We start from the raw sequence: 15,861 nt of genomic DNA, 5'->3' as shown, positions 1-15,861 counted from the left end.
CAGTTTGCGCCAAGCGATGTCGCTTCCGGGCCTCTTCTCGTCTTTCGGAGTCGCGTCGAGTCGCGTGGTGAAGTCGCATAGAGTCGCTTTTGGCTTCTAGGCTGGCTTTGTGGCGAATTTGTTGAAGGCGCTTCTCGACGAACGTCACATGCACGCTTACTCCGAATTCATCGCTGAATATAAGCGCGTGGCCCGGGAATTAGACCTGCCCCGCAATGCCGTTCCGCCCACGAAATCGCAGTATTACCGCTGGGTCGGAGGTCAGGTGCGGACCCTTCCCCAAGGGCATCACTGTGTGGTGCTCGAGCAGATGTTCTCGGGCTGGACGGCCAAAGAGCTGTTCGGCCACGGACAGCCTCGCGGCCCATCAGTTGCAGTGGATGACGATGTGCTCGCCGGGATCGGGCCAGGCCTAGATCCTGCGCTGTTGGGAGGGCTCTGGGCGACGGGCTACCTGATCAGTGGCGGCTACCGGCACGTCGATCTGTCGACGGTCACCGTGCGGGGAGCGGGGATCGTGTCCCGCAACTATCCGCCGGCGCCGCGCTTTGAAGGTCATTCGGCCGGGCACGAAACCGATGTGACCGCACGGCTGTTCGGTCGACACCTGATGGGTCATTTCCGTAATCACAACGACCGCTACTTCTTTGGCTCGCTGCATCTTGTGATGCTGCCCGGTGAAACGATTCTCGACGGCTACTACACCGGTTTTCTCAATGACGCTGCGGTAGTGGCCCATCCGTGGCGGTGGGTGCGGGTCGATCCACACTCAGTCGAGGGCGTCGACCTCGATGCGGTCACCTTGGACGATCCCGGCGCTGTCTATGACACCCTCGCCGGGCGTAACCAGTTCGACGGGCCGCTCGCGCTCTCAGACATCGTCGACTCTGCCTGAACGCAGGCCGCAAGACGCGTTAGCCGAGTCGCGTCGAGTCGCGCGATGTGGCGGGACGAAATACGACTTGGTACGCGACCAAACGGGTCTGCAAGACGTCGCGGAACGACCGCCCGATCGCGCATTGTGTCGCTATGTCACCGATATCGAGTAGTGGTGCGGTAGGGGCCGGGACCTGTCCAAGCCAAGGGGTGAAGCCCTCGGGCGCTGCCGTGCTGCCCTGCATGCTTTGGACTACACCCCAGCAAAAAACCTAGCGCAATGTTTCAAACCATTGCACCGCTGTGTTTTTGTTGGTAGCGTCTGCACCCATACCCACCAGGCCCAGGCAAGGAGACCGCGCCCCGTGAGCGCCTCAGAACCACCCCCAAGGACGCCGGAAAACAGCGCGCCAAAGCACAGCGCCCGTGCATCACGGCCCACTGCCGCAGTCCGCTGGGCACCCCTCGGCGCCACCGCCCTGTGCCTGCTGCTCACCGGCTGGCCCCATTCGCCGACCCGACTCCGCCCCCAGCGATTGTTATCGAATCGTTATTGGCGAGTTGTCGTTTTTTCCTTTGCTCACTTTCGTGACTTTCCGCGTTTGACCTGTTGGAATTTTTCTGTACCCAGCCTCGGTGCCGGGGCAAAGGCATAGGGCGTTCGGAGGACCGATGGGAATGGAAAGGCTCGCCAGCAGGCCCGTTGTGGCTGTGGCTGCTGGTTGCGCGCCGGCCCTGCCCCACACGCAGCTCAGCTGCGCGGCGCGTACCGATCGAGGCTATGTCGACCGCAGGGATTTGCTGGGAGTTGCGACGCCGTTACACCGGGGCGCCGGGAGGCCGTTGGCGGGCGCGCTGGTAGGCCGCTTGGTATTCCTCGACGCTGATTCCGAGCCGTTGTGCGAGCTTGGCCGCGTTGGTGTCAGTGAGTGCCGCGTCGGCGCGTTCGATGCCGCGCAGCGTGGTGGTGGCGATCTTGGCGGCCGCGGCCAGCTCGGGCTGGGTCAGCCCTTTGAGGACACGCCAGTCACCGGGGTAGCGCTCGTCGGCGGGGATGGTCACAACCTGCTCGATCGGAGTGTCGAGGATGCGCATAACGCGGGCAAGCAGATCCACCTGAGGGGTTCCCTTGCCGCCTTCCCAGTTGAAGATGGTCGCCGGCGAGACGTCGGCGACCCGGGCGAGGTCGCTGACGCTGATGCCGTTGTGACGGCGGATCTCGGCGAAGGTCTGTGCGTTGAAGCCACGCAGCACACGGCGCGTCATACGAGGTCTACGGCCTGGCGCGTCATAGCTAGACAGGTTCACCGAGGGCTCCCGAAAATTGTTAATCCTAGTGTCTTACTTTATCGTCTTAGTTTAGAGTATGGTGTGCGTAAGACCGGCTTAATGAGGAGGATTTGGTGAAACTGCCTCACGCACTTGGGCATCGCCCAACGCCTCAGATGCCCTCCCTTGCCGGGTTCGAGCCATGCTTCGCCCCCATTCCCACCTCGCGGATCAAGCAGCCCGCCCAGGCCGTGCGTCCCGTGTACTGGTGGACCACTGAACTGCGCCGGCGCGGCGATCTGCTGCTTGGCGTGCACTTCGATGCCAATCAGCTGGCGGCGCGCGTGAGTGTGCGACTGGCCTCGTATCGCCTCGTCGAGGTGGTGCGCAGCAACGACCACAACCCTGCGCTTCCCCATGACGTGCCCACCCTGCTCGCCGAAGCGGTGTGGCGCCTGGGTGCCCTCGGGTGGACTGAGCAGCTCGACGAGCTCCTGGACCTGCTGCGCGGGCTCGGCTTGATGAACGCGCCGGCGCCGATCCGTAAGTGCGTGGCGCCGATTCCGGGGCGGGTGTGCCAACCCGACCGCGGGGTGCGTATCGCGTACTGGTGGGCGCTGGCGTTGCTGCGCCAGGGGTGGCAGCTGCACGCCTGCGGCGAAGATGTTGCTCGGTTTGGGTTCGTTGCCGAGATTCCGGCCCCGGACGGCGAGCCGAGGCTGGTCGTCTACCCCGGGGATATGGCGCCGGACGGCACCGAGGCCGCGGCGCTGGCCAACCACCTTGTCCGGCTTAGCACCCGCCAACGCCAGCTGGTGCGGCAAGCCATCGCCGACCCTGCGGCAGGGGAAGGACGGATCTTGTGATGTTTCTTGGCGCGCAGGGCTTTTCGAAGGTGGTGGTACGGCTGCTGAGCTAGCTGCGCCCGCCGCGGACGCGGCGCTTTTCGCACATGTCAATAGCGATGACCCTGTCCCAGAAAACAGAGAACCCCCCGAAGGGGGCTAACTCTGGGATTTGGACGACGAAGGTACCAGCTTCGCGCCCAAGGGTCTTCCCCCCTGAAGGAGGAGATGACTTTGCTGAGTCAATCTCAGGGTAGAGGCTACCCATCAGCGGAATCAAGCCTTTCTGCCCTCAATGTCCGTTCCACGGTGCTGACGTGCACCAACACCGGCCTAGACGCGGCCGCAGGGGCCGTCGCCGCCTCCTTGGGCCTCAGTCGGCCCGCATCCGCGGCCTTCGCTGACTGCCCGCTGTGCGGCAAGGAGCCGATCGAGCCAGTCCGGGTGGACGGCCAATGGGCCTGCCGTAGTTGCACCAGCTCCTGCCTGCTGTGCAGCTGGCCGTGCGTGCCTGGCGACGAGGCGTGCGCCGAGTGCATCCGGCACCTGGGCCTGGACCGGCAGGCGGTGCTGGTATGAGCACACCAGCGCTGTTCGTCGAGGCGAGCACCATCGAAGACCTCTCAACACCCGCCGAGCTGATGGCGGCCCCCGCGGGCCCTTACCAGTGCGCCGAGCTGGCTATCTGGGAGGAGTTGACCCGAAGCCTGACCGCCTATCCGCGCATCTGGGGATCGGTCGAAGAGGGCGCGATGCTGCTGGGCGAGGAGGTCGACGAGCTCTGGGAGGACGTACGCGCCAACCGCATCGACCACGCCCGCATTGAGGCTACGCAGGCCGGCGCGATGGCCGTCCGGTTCATCGCCGACCTCTACAACCCCATTGGGCCCGCCGGCGACCGGTGTCGTGCCGCACTGGCCGAGCAGCGCGCCGTGCGCGCGGCCGTGGGCCCCAGGCGCGCCTTGTCGTCGAGCCACGAGGGATTCGGCTTCCTGCGACGCGAATACGACGCGCTGTGGTCAGCGATTCGTTTCGACGATCCCGCCCGGCCCGCTGCCGCGCGAGTAGCCGGCATGGCGGTGCGGTTTATCGCTGAAATTACGAGCACACCAATGGTATTGGGGCGTGCGCGATGATGATGGTGATCCGTGAGCAGCAGTGGCGCAAGCAGGCCGTGTGCTACCTGGAGACCTCGGATGCCCCGGAGTTGTGGACCCCTGAGCATCGGCCCAAGCAGGATGTGCGGGTCCACCTCGAGCAGATGTGCCGGCGCTGCCCCGTGGGGCGGCAATGCGCGGGTGACGCAGTCGCCTCTGGGGCCGAGAGCGGGCTGTATGCCGGCGTGTGGGTGCCCGAGCGCCGCAAGAAAACTCAGTGGGCTCTAGCGATGGCCAGGTTGGGTGAGATCGCTGGCCTGCAGGCGGGTTCAGGTGAGCTCACCGGGCTGGGGGTCTCGGCATGAACGCGACCAAATGTGCACCCCCGCGGCGGCCGCGGCCGCAGTCGCAGGATTTCGCTTCGTTCGTGTCTGCGGTCCGGTTGCATCTGTGCGCTGTGGGTGAGGATCCCGAGACGCGTACGCGTCACGTCGCGGCGGTGTTGGCGTTCACACCCATCGAGCGTGTCGGTCAACGGATGCGGATTCACTTCGAGGACGGGCCCACCGCCTTATGGATGGCGCAGGCTCTGGCGCACAAGGATGTCGAGTTGATCGACGTCGGCGCCGACGGCGGCACGATCGTCATCGCCAATCCGCAAACCGTGTTGGGCCGCTATGGCTTTCGTGATGGTCGGTGGCTGTTCGGGCAGGGCATGCCCGCAGCGGTGGGAGTCAGCCGCGGGGCGGTGCATGCCGCGGCGCATTTCAATCGACAAGGGATGAAGGTGGCGTGCCCGAGCGCGTCGATGATGCTGACGCTCACCGCGGTGATGTCGCGGTTAGGAATCCACGCGAAGCCCACTGACGGGCGCCCGCGCGCCGCGGTCGGCCCGGGCCGTGTTCCTGAGGCGTTGGCGCGGCTGGGTATCGCCGACGTCGGCGCGCAGTATCGGCGGCTGCGTGAGAACACGTTGGGGGACCGATCATGAATGAGGTTGCGACAACACCGAATACGCGATCGATCAACCACCGAATCACCGCGCACCGGATGCGCAATCGTGGCCAGTCACCTGATGCGATCGCCGACTACTTGCGGGTCACTCCCCGCTCGGTGCACCGGTATTTGTCGTTGCCTTGTCCAGAACCGCCGCCGGCCAGCGAGGAAGTGGACTTGGTCAGCTTCGTCTCAAAGGGGGCGTGCGCTGCGTTTCCCGAGGTCGACTGGCTAAGCCGTAGTCCGTTGGTGCAGGCCGAAGCCAAGGCGATCTGCCAGTACTGCCCGGTGTTGGACGAGTGCCGCAGCTATGGGCTGAACAAGGGCCGTGATCAGCGCGGTGTCCTGGGCGGGATGACCATGGCCGAACGTGTCCGTGAGTTGCGTCGCCAACGGCGGCGCAGCGCGCAGCGGCCAGGAGTCGTCGCCGAAGACCAGGGGGCGGCATGAGGGCGGCCGGCGGCACGGCGAGACGAGCGCCGGCGGCGGCGGGCAGCGGGGCACCTGCCGATGGGCATGACGCGTACCGGCGTGGGTTGTGCGTGGACTGCAAAGCCACCTGGCACTCACCGGGCCGGACCCGATGCGATGCCTGCCACGACATCTATGCCGGCGGCGGCGTGGAGCGCACACCGGGTGCGCGGCGAGGAAGGACCACAGCAGCATGACGATGAGTGTGAGTGTCACCGCGGCGGCGGCCAACGCGGGCGGCTACATCGACGCGGTGCGCGTCGAGGAGTTGTTCGTCGATCCGTCCTATCAGCGCGCGGTCGATATGGGCCGGGCCCGCAAGCTGGCCGCCGGCTGGGATCGCCGGCTGGCCGGGGTGATCGAGGTCAGCGATCGCGGTCACGACCACAACCCGCGCTACGCGCTGGTTGATGGCCAACACCGTTGGGAGGCTGCGCGATTGCGTGACCCCCAGGCCACGATGGTGGCCCGCATCCATGAGGGTCTGACGGTAGCTGACGAAGCCCGGTTGTTTGATCGGCTCAACCGGGAACGGCGGCGCCCGTCCACCTGGGATCACTGGCAGGCCCGCAAGGCCAGCGGTGATCCTGACGTGCTGGCGATTGAACGCGTCGTGACCAGTTTGGAGCTGCAGATTCATCACGCACCCAAGGCCGGAAACGTGCGCTGCACCGCGACATTGGAGAAGCTTTTTGCCCTCGGCGGCGCCGATCTCATTCGCGACACCCTGGAATTGATTTTTCAGGTGTGGGACCTGCGCATGGATGCCTACGATGCGCCGCTTGTCCATGGCATCGGCTTGATCCAACACCATCTGGGCGACCGTATCGATCCGGAGCGGCTGGCCGACACCCTGCTGGGTGTGCTTCCGCCGGCCCTGCGCACCCACGCTGCCGCGTTGGGGGAGACCCTGACCGGCACCGCAGGTGTGCGGATGGCGATCACGATCATGGTGCTCTACAACAGGAACCGCCGCGTACCAGGACAGCGTGTCTTGGTCTGCGCGCGCACCTTCGGCGGCGGGGCGCGCAACGCGCGCTCACGTCCCCTGCCAGCCAAAAGCGCCTGAGTCGCAGGGCTTTTCACTCATAAGAGGTGTGTTGTGACATTGATGTTGGATCTTCACCTGCCGCACTGGCATCGCCCCGAGCGCCGAGCGCACTTCTCGTCGGATCGGCGCTACCGGTACTGGCTGAGCTGCCGGCGTGGGCCCGGGCCGGCACTGATGTTCATCTCCTTGAACCCGTCGGCCGCCGACGAGCACCGCGACGACCCCACATCGCGGCGTGACATCGGGTTTGCCGACGGTTTCGGCTACAGCGCGGTCACCTTGACCAACCTGTACGCCGCGCGGGCCACCAACCCCAAAGACCTTGGCGGCATGGATGATCCGATCGGGACCAGCGACGATCCGCAGTACGACAATGACGCTCAGCTCGACGCCCAGGCCGCCGCGCACGACGTGATCGTCTTGGCCTGGGGTGCTGACGCCGACCCGGCGCGGGCCCGGGCCGTGGCCAGCCGGATGTGGCGGATCTGTCAGGCCACCGGCGGCAGCCTCGCCGTACTGGGCTGGACCTGCAGCGGACAGCCGCGCCACCCGCTATATCTGCGCAAAGACACGCCGCTGCAATGCCTGACTGCACGAGCGCACCGCGACATGATCGACGTCGACCCGCGGTGGTCTGCACTGCTGACAGACAGCGATGCGCTCGCTGGGTTCGACAGCGTGGTGGCACAGTGAGCGCGCCGCACTACGCCACGCAAGACACCGCGGCGGATGCGGTGGCAATCGCTGACCATATTGTGGCGGTCCTGGGGCGGCGGATCTACCGTGCAGCGCGCGAGATCGCCCTGCAAGACGGTATCGAACAGGTCTTGCAGGAGCACGACTTTCGGGTTGAGCGGGAATTTCGGCTCACCCAGCGCGACCGGCCCGACTTCCTCGTTGATGGTTGCGTGGCTCTCGAGGTCAAGATGCGGGCCAGCGGTTCGTCGGTGCTGGCGCAGTTGGCCCGGTATGCCGCGCATGAGCGGGTGGGGGCGCTGGTGGTCGCGACGCCGCGGCTGTCCTCGCTGTCGGGGATGCCCGCCGAAATTTTCGGGGTGCCGGTGCGGATGGTCGCGCTGCCGGGGCCGGGGTTGGTGCTGTGACGGCGCGCGTCGTCGGTCAGTACCGGTGGGCCCCGGAAGGGGTGTGGGAGATCGAGGCAGAGCCCGACGTCATGATCCGCATCAAGCGGATCTTTCCGCGGGTTGCCGCCACCACCCGTGGCACGGTCACGCTGACGGGCACTCTCGAGGTCGCGCGGGATTTGGAATGGCTGACCGACCGGTGGCCCATGAAGGCCTCGTTGCAGGATCGCCAGCGGCTGCGGGCGATGGCCGGCGAGCATCGGCGCGCCGAAAGCGCTGTGCAGCATGTTCTTTCCGGCGGCGCGCTGTCGGTCGATGCGGGCCCTGGATGGGTGTCGCCGGCGGTGCCGCTGCGGGGCTATCAGCGCACCGCGCGGGATCTGGTGTGGGCGACCGGCGGGGTGCTGGTTGCCGACGAGCTCGGGATGGGCAAGACGTTCACCAGCCTGGCGCTGTTGGAGCGGCCGCAGGCGCGCCCGGCTCTCGCGGTCACGTTGACCGGCACGATGCCCAAGCAGTGGCGGCGCCAGCTGGCCACCTTCTACCCTCAGCTCACCTCGGTCGAGGTCAAGACCGGGCCGATTCATTCGCTGCGGCGCCGCGGGCGCACCGCGGATCTGATTGTGATGAGTTACTCGAAGCTGGCCAAGTGGCAGCACCACCTCAAAGGTGTTGTGAACACGGTGATTTTCGATGAGGTGCAGGAACTGCGCCGGGACCAATCCGACCGGTATAAGGCCGCGATGACCGTGGCCCGCGAGGCCACCTACCGTGTTGGTCTGTCGGGGACCCCGATCTACAACTACGGCGGGGAGATCTACAACGTCATCGACGTCCTGCGCCCGGGCGCGTTGGGCGACCGCTATGAGTTCGCGCGGGAGTGGTGCCACACCTCGGGGCTGGACACCAAAACCCAGGTGTATGACCCGACGGCGTTGAGATCATATTTGACCTCGCAGGGTCTGTTGCTGCGGCGCACGCTTGAAGAGGTCGGTATCGAGGTTCCGCCGATCATTCCGATCGAGCAGTCGGTGCCGTCGGATCCCAAGGTGCTCAGCGAGATAGAGGGTAATGCGGTTGCGCTGGCCCGGCTGATCTTGGACCAGTCTGCTAACCCTCGCGAACGCTGGACGGCGGCAGGTCAATTCGACTGGATGATGCGTCAGCACACCGGAATTGCCAAGGCGCCGTTTGTTGCCGACTTCGTGGAGCTGCTGTTGCAAAGCGAACAGCGGGTGATCCTGCTGGGGTGGCATCACGCCGTGCATGACATCTGGGCCGAACGGCTGCGCTCCTACCGGCCGGCGATGTACACCGGGCGCGAGACGGACAGGGAAAAAGAGCGGTCCTTAGACGATTTCATGGCCGGTCGGGCCCGAGTGCTGATCATGTCGCTGCGTTCGGGGGCTGGTATCGACGGGCTGCAAGAGGTGGTCAACACGCTGGTATTCGGGGAGCTGGATTGGTCCCCGGGCGTGCACAAGCAGGCCATGGGGCGGCCTGGGCGGCCCGGACAGACCAGGCCAGTGCGTGCCTATTTCGCGACCACCGATTTCGGGTCTGATCCGGTGATGCTCGAGACGCTCGACATCAAGACTTTGCAGGCCGATGCGCTCATCACCGGTTCTGGTGATGGCGTGCGCAAGCCGGCCCCGGATCGGATGACCCCGGAGCGCTACGCGCAGATCAGGCGATTGGCCGCCCATGTGGTGGAGCAGGCCGATCGGTTACCGGCAATGGAGAAAACAGCGTGAGACAGCACGATGGGGCTTCGGTGAATACGGTTGCCGCGCAGCGTCGTCGGCAATTGGTCACTGCGCGAGCTCAGCAGGGCGGGGTTGAGGTCGATCCGCGTTGGCTGTCGCCGCCGTCCGGTGCCGGCGCAGTTGCCGCCGATGCCGCCGACACTGCGACGGTGACCCGATGAGTGGCTATGGCGAATCGCGGTTTGCCATCGCGGCGGCCAGCGATGGATTTCAGTCGCGTTGGCACGCGGTGGATGTCGCCGTTTTCGGGCCTCGCGTCGCGGCAGGTGTCGAAGAATGCTACCGGCCCGAAATCTATGCAGTGTGTGGACAACGCTGCAACCACATCGCCACGCGGTTAGGCCCCTTCACCTACGGCAGCCGTTGGCTGGCCTCGCGGCGCTGCGAGCGGTGCGGCTGGGTGGTGGCGTTGAGCCGAGGCACAGTGGAACAAGAAATCGCGCACTACCTCCCTGATGGCGCGCATCGCGATGTCATCGCCGCCACCGCGGGTGGCTACCCCGATCTGCTGCGGCGCATCTTCGTGGCGATTCTGGCTGATGCCCCGCCCGGGCGAGCTGGTGAGCCTGGGCATCGTTCGGATCTGCTCGCACACGCGGCCCGGCACCGCCCCGTGGTCATGGTCTGCCAGGCCTGCAACGAGAGCTCGAGCGCTGCAACGGCCCATGGCGAGGAGACCCTGTGCTGTCCCGACTCTGCCGTGGTCTGCGCCGAGTGCACGTTCAGTGCTGGGCCGTGGGCGGGGGAGCGCGAGGGCGTGCCGACCGGTGAGTGTGTCGTCGGCGCCCCGTGTTCGGTGCTGATCACCCTGGCCCACCACTACGGCGTGGATGTTGCCGACGGCAGCGATGCCGAGCCGCCGGGGCGCGCATTGTCGATGCCCCCTCGGCTCTGAGGTTCCCGCACCCGGCAGGGGTGCAGCTGAAATCGGAAAGGAGTTCTCATGTCATCCGCCAAGAGCGCTGACGGTGCGGCCACCAAAGGACGACCGTCCGGCCATCGTGGCTGGGTCGTCTGTGATCCCGCTGGCTACCCGTACGCCTGGTATCGCAGTGATCAGGCTACAGAGCCCGCGACGGCCATGGCCCTGCTCGAACCCGACCCCCTTCTGCGACAGCAGATGACCGACGCCGGGTGGTCGGTACGCGTCGGCAGCGGCGTCGACCTAGCGCTCGGCGCCGAGCTGACCAAGGCCACCGCGTGATCTGCGCCCGACCCAACAGCGGGTGCTTGCAACAGTTAGCACCAGGCGGTTGGGGTCCCGGTTGTCCGGCCCGACAACCGGGGCCGACCTGGGCTTTTCCCCACGCCCATGGAGGGGCTAGCGCGCCAGCAAACACGGTTTCGAGGGCGTGGAGCCCTTCGGTGCCGCCGGTCGGCCGCCAGCAAACAATGCGTAGAAATGGTGCTCTACCAGCGGTTTTAATTGGCAAATCGTCGGTGGGGGCAGCTCAGCAAACACGATTTCAGCGACTCCGAGCCCCCGTATGACGCCGAGCTAGAGCCAGCAAACAGGAAAGTTCGTGTCGGTCCGCCTTCATCGGTCAAAGGCATGGTCGGATGAAGCCGACGACTCGGATCAGGAAGCCACGTCGGAAAGGAGGCAATAGCCGCCCAACATCCCCGAACACCAGGGGAGAGACGCCACAAAAAAATAGCGGGACCAGAAAACAGAAACCCCCCGGAAGGGGGATCTGGGAATCGATCAGAAGGTCGAATTCGGAGCGCCAACTCCGAGTTTCGTGAGGTCCGAAGCGCCAACTTCGAATCTCGGTCCCCGTGCTGAACAGGGAGAACTGCGTGACAAGTAGTTCCCAGGGTAGCTCTTACCCAGGACACAATTCAACGTATTCAGGCGAAGTGTCGCAGAAACACCGTCTGAACTGCTCAAAGACGCCACATGTCGGCGCGCGCCGGCGCGGCGGAGGCCGGCCGCAGGAAGTTTGCCGGCATCGACAGCGGGTGACGTTTTCCGACGCCGAAATGGTGCGCGGCCGCGTCGAAACACACGCTGCCCAGCTTGGCCTGCGAGGCGCCCGACGCCACGTCCTGACCGCGGTACTCAAGCTGCTGTGCGGCTGGAGCCGAATCACCGACGACCGGGTAGCACTCGGACAACTCGTCGAGCTCATCGCCGCCGGCGGCGGCCGACGCTACGACCTCAAAACCGTCGGGCGCGCGCTAGCGGCGTTGGCGGCCGACGGGCTGATCGTCTATCGGGCAGCCCAAGGCCGCAACACCCGCGCAATGGTGGCGATCAACGACCAATTCACCGGTGATATCGCCGTGCTCGCCCGGGATCGCGACGGCCGGGTCATCACCTCGGGCAGCCACTGCGAGCCCGATTCGGTCACCTTTTCGCGGCGCCTTCCTTATAAGAACCAATCTCTCTACCCCCCTACCCCCCGCAACGACGAGCAGCCCGACAGCTCCCGACCGGTTGAGGTCGAGGTATCCACCGACGAACTGCGCCAGGTGCTGGCCGGCTTGCCCGAGGTGCTGGCACGGCTGCCCAAGCACCTGAGGTTCATGCTGGGTGCGCAGATCCAAAACCGGCTGGCCGCAGGGTGGTTGCCCGATCAGATCCTCGACAAGCTGCACCGGCCGATGCCGGCGGACCTGCAGCGGCCCTGGCGCCTCGCGCTGTGGCGGCTGCACCACAACGTGCCCGGTGCCGGACCCCGGCTGCGCCCCTTGCAACGCGCCTGGGAGCAGCGGGCCCAACGCCAGGCCCGCCAGGAACAGGAACGCACCACTGCGCACTGGTATGCCCAAGTGGCCGCGGTCACCAGCCCCGCCGGCCGCGCCGAGCTCCTCAAGGCACACGAGGTGAAATTCGGCCGTCCCGTGGACCCGATCGCCGCGCTGGCCGCGGCGGGACGGCGGGCCCATCGGTTGTTCCCGCAGATGCCTTTGGCGGCGGCCTTGACCCGCTGGGCGCACGAAACCCTAGCCCAGTTGACAGCGGAACCCGTTGCGGTCGAAGACATTGCGGCTCCATCCGCTATCGACACCGACCTGCTGATGGACCTGGCGATCAGCGGAGGCTGCCAGTGCATGCTGTGCGGTTCACACCGCGCCACCATGCGCCCCGAACTGCCGCTGAAATCGATGGTGTGTGATCAGTGCTGGCCCGTGATCGCGGCCGAACTCGCCGGGGACCGCGACGAGGATCACGACGGCGCCCAGTGGGTGGCCGCATGACCGATCTCGAGATGCCCACACCGACCCGCGCCCGCCAGCGGCTGCAGGCTTACACCGAGCTCGACGATCGGCGCCAGCCCCCGCAGGACCTCGACGCCGAGCAGTCGGTGCTGGGCGGGATGCTGTTGAGCAAGGATGCGATCGCCGACGTGCTGGAAAGGCTGCGCCCGGTTGACTTCTACCGGCCAGCCCACCAGAGCATCTACGACGTGATCCTGGACCTGTACGGCCGCGGCGAGCCCGCCGACGCGGTAATGGTGGCCGCCGAGCTCGACCGGCGCAGCCTGCTAGCCCGGGTCGGCGGTGCGCCGTACCTGCACACGCTGATCTCCGCGGTGCCCACCGCGGCCAACGCCGGCTACTACGCCGGCATCGTCGCCGAAAAGGCCGTGCTGCGCCGCCTGGTGCAAGCCGGCACCCGGGTGGTGCAGTACGGCTACGCCGGCGCGGACGGCGCTGACATCGCCGAGGTAGTCGATCGGGCCCAAGCCGAGGTCTATGACGTCACCGAAGACCGCGCCTCCCAGGACTATGCGCCGCTGGGCGATCTCATCCAAGACACCATGGACGAGATCGACGCCATCCAGTCCCGCGGCGGACTGACCCGCGGTGTTCCCACTGGATTCGCCGAGCTCGACGACCTCACCACCGGTCTACACGGTGGACAGATGGTCATCGTGGCGGGCAGGCCCGGCCAAGGCAAATCCACTCTGGCAATGGATTTCATGCGATCCTGCTCCATCCACCACAACAGGGCCAGCGTCATCTTCAGCCTTGAGATGAGCAAGTCAGAGATCGTGATGCGGCTGCTGTCGGCCGAAGCGCGGATCAAGTTGGCCGACATGCGCTCTGGACGTCTCAGTGATGACGATTGGACCAAAATGGCGCGCCGCATGGGCGAAATCACCGACGCTCCACTGTATATCGATGATTCACCCAACCTGACCATGATGGAGATCCGCGCCAAAGCCCGCCGGCTCAAACAAAAGACCGAGCTACAGCTGATCGTGGTGGACTATCTGCAGCTGATGACCTCAGGCAAGCGTGTCGAATCCCGCCAGACCGAAGTGGCCGAATTTTCCCGCAGCCTCAAGCTGATGGCCAAAGAACTCGATGTGCCGGTCGTCGCCGTCAGCCAGCTCAACCGCGGGCCCGAACAACGCACCGACAAAATCCCCCAACTCTCTGACCTACGCGAGACCGGTCAATTGGAGCAGGACGCCGACATGGTCATCCTCATTCACAGGCCCGACGCCTACGATCGGGACAGCCCCCGAGGAGGCGAGGCGGACCTGATCGTCGCCAAACAACGAAATGGGCCCGCCCCAAGAACTTTGACAGTCGCGAGCACCCTGCACATGTCAAGTTTTCGCGACCTGGCCCGCAGCTGAGTTCGTGGTGGTGGTCTTCGACGACCACGACGGGCGAAAGGCTCATTGAAGGTGGTCACATCGAACTCCATCGCGGCCAGTGCAGGGCCGAAGCGGCACAGGACTGAGCCGCGTTATCCCCACCAGGTGCGCTATCCATCGACGGTGTCCGTTCGGGCTGTTACCATCCGGCCAGGCAAGGCTGCGGTCAACTAATCAGATTGTGCTACAGCTGATTCCGAGCGCGGACAATGTCGTCCGCGGCGTTGTACCCCTCAGGTGTCACCCCAGAGACGGAATAACGAGAACTGAGAAACCCCATGACAGTGCTTGATAACGATGCTCCGGCCCGTAACGGGGCAGACACCGCCGAGCACCTGCGGTCCGCTTCGTCGTGGCCAGGACCGGCGCCCGCGGAGCTTGCGCTCGAGGCGAAGCCGTCGCGGACCCTCGCCCAAAGCGATGTCGTCAAACCCGACGCCACCCGGCGCCACGCAGTGTGGTTTTTCTGGATGTGGTTGCTGTTCGCCACCGTGGTTTCCATCGGCGGCAACGTGATTCATGCGTGGATGACTGCGCCGGCTCCCCACTTGAAGCTGCTGGCCTCGATCGCGGCCGCCGTTCCGCCCGCGATCCTGCTCGGGTCGACGCATTCGGTGGCTCTACTGATCAAGAACCGTCGACACGGCTACCGCCGCGTCGACGCCGCCGTGCTGGGCGCTGCGCTGCTGCTGATGGCGGGTGTCGCCGGCTGTGCGTTCGCGATGTCGTTCGTGTCTCTGCGGAACCTCATGATCTTGGTCGGTATGAGCGCAGGTACGGCGTGGCTGTGGCCGATCGGGGTCGACATGTCGCTGATCTGCTCGACGTTGGCGTTGCTGACCCTGGCCTCCCCACGTAACGGCGGTGAGGGTATCGAGACGCCGGCTGGTGCGACAGTGCCGCTCTCGCCGGCCGCCGGCACTGTCAGCAGCGGCCCGCGATCCGAGGCCGAGCGGCGGCTCTGGTGGGAATCCATCGCCGCAGTCATACGCGAGCAGAACAGCGACGTGCGCAAGATCGGCGAGCTGCCCACCACGCAGCTCGCCGAGATCTTGCACCGTCTCTACGACAAGAGAGATTCCAAACGGGCGGTATGCGCCGACCACGACCTGCACCACCGCGACGTTCGCACCATCACACACACCGCAGACGACGTGCTGGCCCGGCTCGCTGCCATTCCGTCGACGGACGGGACCAACCAACTCTGACTCGGCGCGCTGCTGCAGGCAAAGGCAGTGCAGCACCGCATCTGCTGTGGGACGTGGCCCGCGACGTGCGCCTCAACCGCCGATGGTCAGCGGTTTACCCTGTCCAAAGCGCGCAGTAGGCTGAAGCCGGCCCGAGCGCAGACACGGCCGCGGGCAAAGACACCATGGGGGGGTGGACATGGCGGAGCTAAACGCCAACCCGGCTGACTTGTTGCGGTTCGCTGACGCCTACTCTGAGCTGGCCCAGCGTGCAGCGCAGATTTCACCGCAGGCCGTCACCGAACTACAGCGGGTCATGCAGACTCACGGGCCGATGGGCTACCCCACGGCGGTGGGCATCGCCGCCGGCCTGGCCAAGGCCGAGGGCCCGCTCCAGGCCAAGGTCGCCGACTTCAACACCTACTCGCAGCGCTTCACTGAGCACAGCGCCACCTACACCAAGGCCGACCAGACCGGCGCGCAGGCACTGGACAACGAGTTCCGCCCCGTCGACAACAAGGACGCTGCGAACGACCCCGACCAACCCCAGCCCGCGATCGACCCCAGGAATCCCTTTGTGGGAGACGAACGATTCGGTCACT

Annotated in this window: 17 protein-coding genes; 16 read left to right on the top strand and 1 reads right to left on the bottom strand. The window is 65.8% G+C overall.

The window, feature by feature from the left end:
- Positions 1-109: 109 nt before the first annotated feature.
- Complete coding sequence (locus BN973_RS27515) at positions 110-895, top strand: hypothetical protein (RefSeq protein WP_036473359.1); 786 nt, start codon at positions 110-112, stop codon at positions 893-895.
- Between the two features lie 800 nt (positions 896-1,695).
- On the opposite strand, the gene BN973_RS27510 is transcribed toward BN973_RS27515, so the two are convergent.
- Positions 1,696-2,142 carry a helix-turn-helix domain-containing protein gene (locus BN973_RS27510; RefSeq protein ID WP_064939214.1) on the bottom strand — a complete coding sequence of 149 codons (447 nt, stop codon included), beginning with the start codon at positions 2,140-2,142 and terminating at the stop codon, positions 1,696-1,698.
- Positions 2,143-2,279: 137 nt separating this feature from the next.
- Here BN973_RS27510 and BN973_RS27505 point away from each other — a divergent pair, with 137 nt between their 5' ends.
- From BN973_RS27505 to BN973_RS31240, 15 genes are all read left to right on the top strand, one after another.
- Positions 2,280-3,011, top strand: a complete 732-nt coding sequence (locus tag BN973_RS27505; protein WP_036473353.1) for a hypothetical protein — start codon at positions 2,280-2,282, stop codon at positions 3,009-3,011.
- Positions 3,012-3,565: 554 nt separating this feature from the next.
- Complete coding sequence (locus BN973_RS27495; protein WP_225337332.1) at positions 3,566-4,126, top strand: hypothetical protein; 561 nt, start codon at positions 3,566-3,568, stop codon at positions 4,124-4,126.
- The gene (locus tag BN973_RS27490) at positions 4,123-4,452 is read left to right on the top strand and encodes a WhiB family transcriptional regulator (protein WP_051641662.1); all 330 of its coding nucleotides are present in this window, start codon (positions 4,123-4,125) and stop codon (positions 4,450-4,452) included. The genes BN973_RS27495 and BN973_RS27490 overlap by 4 nt, the downstream gene beginning before the upstream one ends.
- A gap of 62 nt (positions 4,453-4,514) precedes the next feature.
- The gene (locus BN973_RS27485) at positions 4,515-5,078 is read left to right on the top strand and encodes a hypothetical protein (protein WP_225337333.1); all 564 of its coding nucleotides are present in this window, start codon (positions 4,515-4,517) and stop codon (positions 5,076-5,078) included.
- A complete protein-coding gene (locus BN973_RS27480; protein ID WP_225337334.1) occupies positions 5,075-5,533 on the top strand; it encodes a WhiB family transcriptional regulator in 459 nt (152 codons plus the stop codon). Before BN973_RS27485 ends, BN973_RS27480 begins: the two co-directional genes overlap by 4 nt.
- Before the next feature lie 214 nt (positions 5,534-5,747).
- Positions 5,748-6,623 carry a DUF6551 family protein gene (locus BN973_RS27475; RefSeq protein WP_036473344.1) on the top strand — a complete coding sequence of 292 codons (876 nt, stop codon included), beginning with the start codon at positions 5,748-5,750 and terminating at the stop codon, positions 6,621-6,623.
- A gap of 42 nt (positions 6,624-6,665) precedes the next feature.
- Positions 6,666-7,298 carry a DUF1643 domain-containing protein gene (locus BN973_RS27470; RefSeq protein ID WP_225337344.1) on the top strand — a complete coding sequence of 211 codons (633 nt, stop codon included), beginning with the start codon at positions 6,666-6,668 and terminating at the stop codon, positions 7,296-7,298.
- Positions 7,295-7,708 carry a hypothetical protein gene (locus BN973_RS27465; RefSeq protein ID WP_051641661.1) on the top strand — a complete coding sequence of 138 codons (414 nt, stop codon included), beginning with the start codon at positions 7,295-7,297 and terminating at the stop codon, positions 7,706-7,708. Before BN973_RS27470 ends, BN973_RS27465 begins: the two co-directional genes overlap by 4 nt.
- The gene (locus BN973_RS27460) at positions 7,705-9,444 is read left to right on the top strand and encodes an SNF2-related protein (RefSeq protein WP_051641660.1); all 1,740 of its coding nucleotides are present in this window, start codon (positions 7,705-7,707) and stop codon (positions 9,442-9,444) included. The genes BN973_RS27465 and BN973_RS27460 overlap by 4 nt, the downstream gene beginning before the upstream one ends.
- Before the next feature lie 169 nt (positions 9,445-9,613).
- A complete protein-coding gene (locus BN973_RS27455; protein ID WP_051641659.1) occupies positions 9,614-10,351 on the top strand; it encodes a hypothetical protein in 738 nt (245 codons plus the stop codon).
- A gap of 48 nt (positions 10,352-10,399) precedes the next feature.
- Entirely contained in the window at positions 10,400-10,660 is a 261-nt protein-coding gene (locus BN973_RS31245) for a hypothetical protein (RefSeq protein WP_084954305.1), read from the top strand.
- 758 nt (positions 10,661-11,418) lie between these two features.
- Positions 11,419-12,660, top strand: a complete 1,242-nt coding sequence (locus BN973_RS27450) for an oxygenase MpaB family protein (protein WP_036473337.1) — start codon at positions 11,419-11,421, stop codon at positions 12,658-12,660.
- Positions 12,661-12,671: 11 nt separating this feature from the next.
- Positions 12,672-14,051, top strand: a complete 1,380-nt coding sequence (gene dnaB, locus BN973_RS27445; protein WP_051641719.1) for a replicative DNA helicase — start codon at positions 12,672-12,674, stop codon at positions 14,049-14,051.
- A 299-nt stretch (positions 14,052-14,350) separates the two neighbouring features.
- A complete protein-coding gene (locus BN973_RS27440; protein WP_036473331.1) occupies positions 14,351-15,280 on the top strand; it encodes a DUF2637 domain-containing protein in 930 nt (309 codons plus the stop codon).
- A 178-nt stretch (positions 15,281-15,458) separates the two neighbouring features.
- Positions 15,459-15,861, top strand: a 403-nt coding sequence (locus BN973_RS31240; protein WP_232232238.1) for a type VII secretion target, incomplete at its 3' end; no start/stop codon positions are given.

This window comes from Mycobacterium triplex (genome assembly GCF_000689255.1).
Taxonomy (GTDB): domain Bacteria; phylum Actinomycetota; class Actinomycetes; order Mycobacteriales; family Mycobacteriaceae; genus Mycobacterium; species Mycobacterium triplex.
Note: the sequence above shows the minus strand (reverse complement) of the source record. Positions and strands in the feature narration are given on the sequence as shown.

Coding starts and splice junctions, on each gene's coding strand:
- BN973_RS27455 (WP_051641659.1), top strand. CDS start 9,614: ATGAGTGGCTATGGCGAATCGCGGTTTGCCATCGCGGCGGCCAGCGAT.
- BN973_RS27490 (WP_051641662.1), top strand. CDS start 4,123: ATGATGATGGTGATCCGTGAGCAGCAGTGGCGCAAGCAGGCCGTGTGC.
- BN973_RS27470 (WP_225337344.1), top strand. CDS start 6,666: ATGTTGGATCTTCACCTGCCGCACTGGCATCGCCCCGAGCGCCGAGCG.
- BN973_RS27440 (WP_036473331.1), top strand. CDS start 14,351: ATGACAGTGCTTGATAACGATGCTCCGGCCCGTAACGGGGCAGACACC.
- dnaB (WP_051641719.1), top strand. CDS start 12,672: ATGCCCACACCGACCCGCGCCCGCCAGCGGCTGCAGGCTTACACCGAG.
- BN973_RS27475 (WP_036473344.1), top strand. CDS start 5,748: ATGACGATGAGTGTGAGTGTCACCGCGGCGGCGGCCAACGCGGGCGGC.
- BN973_RS27510 (WP_064939214.1), bottom strand. CDS start 2,142: ATGACGCGCCGTGTGCTGCGTGGCTTCAACGCACAGACCTTCGCCGAG.
- BN973_RS31245 (WP_084954305.1), top strand. CDS start 10,400: ATGTCATCCGCCAAGAGCGCTGACGGTGCGGCCACCAAAGGACGACCG.
- BN973_RS27495 (WP_225337332.1), top strand. CDS start 3,566: ATGAGCACACCAGCGCTGTTCGTCGAGGCGAGCACCATCGAAGACCTC.
- BN973_RS27480 (WP_225337334.1), top strand. CDS start 5,075: ATGAATGAGGTTGCGACAACACCGAATACGCGATCGATCAACCACCGA.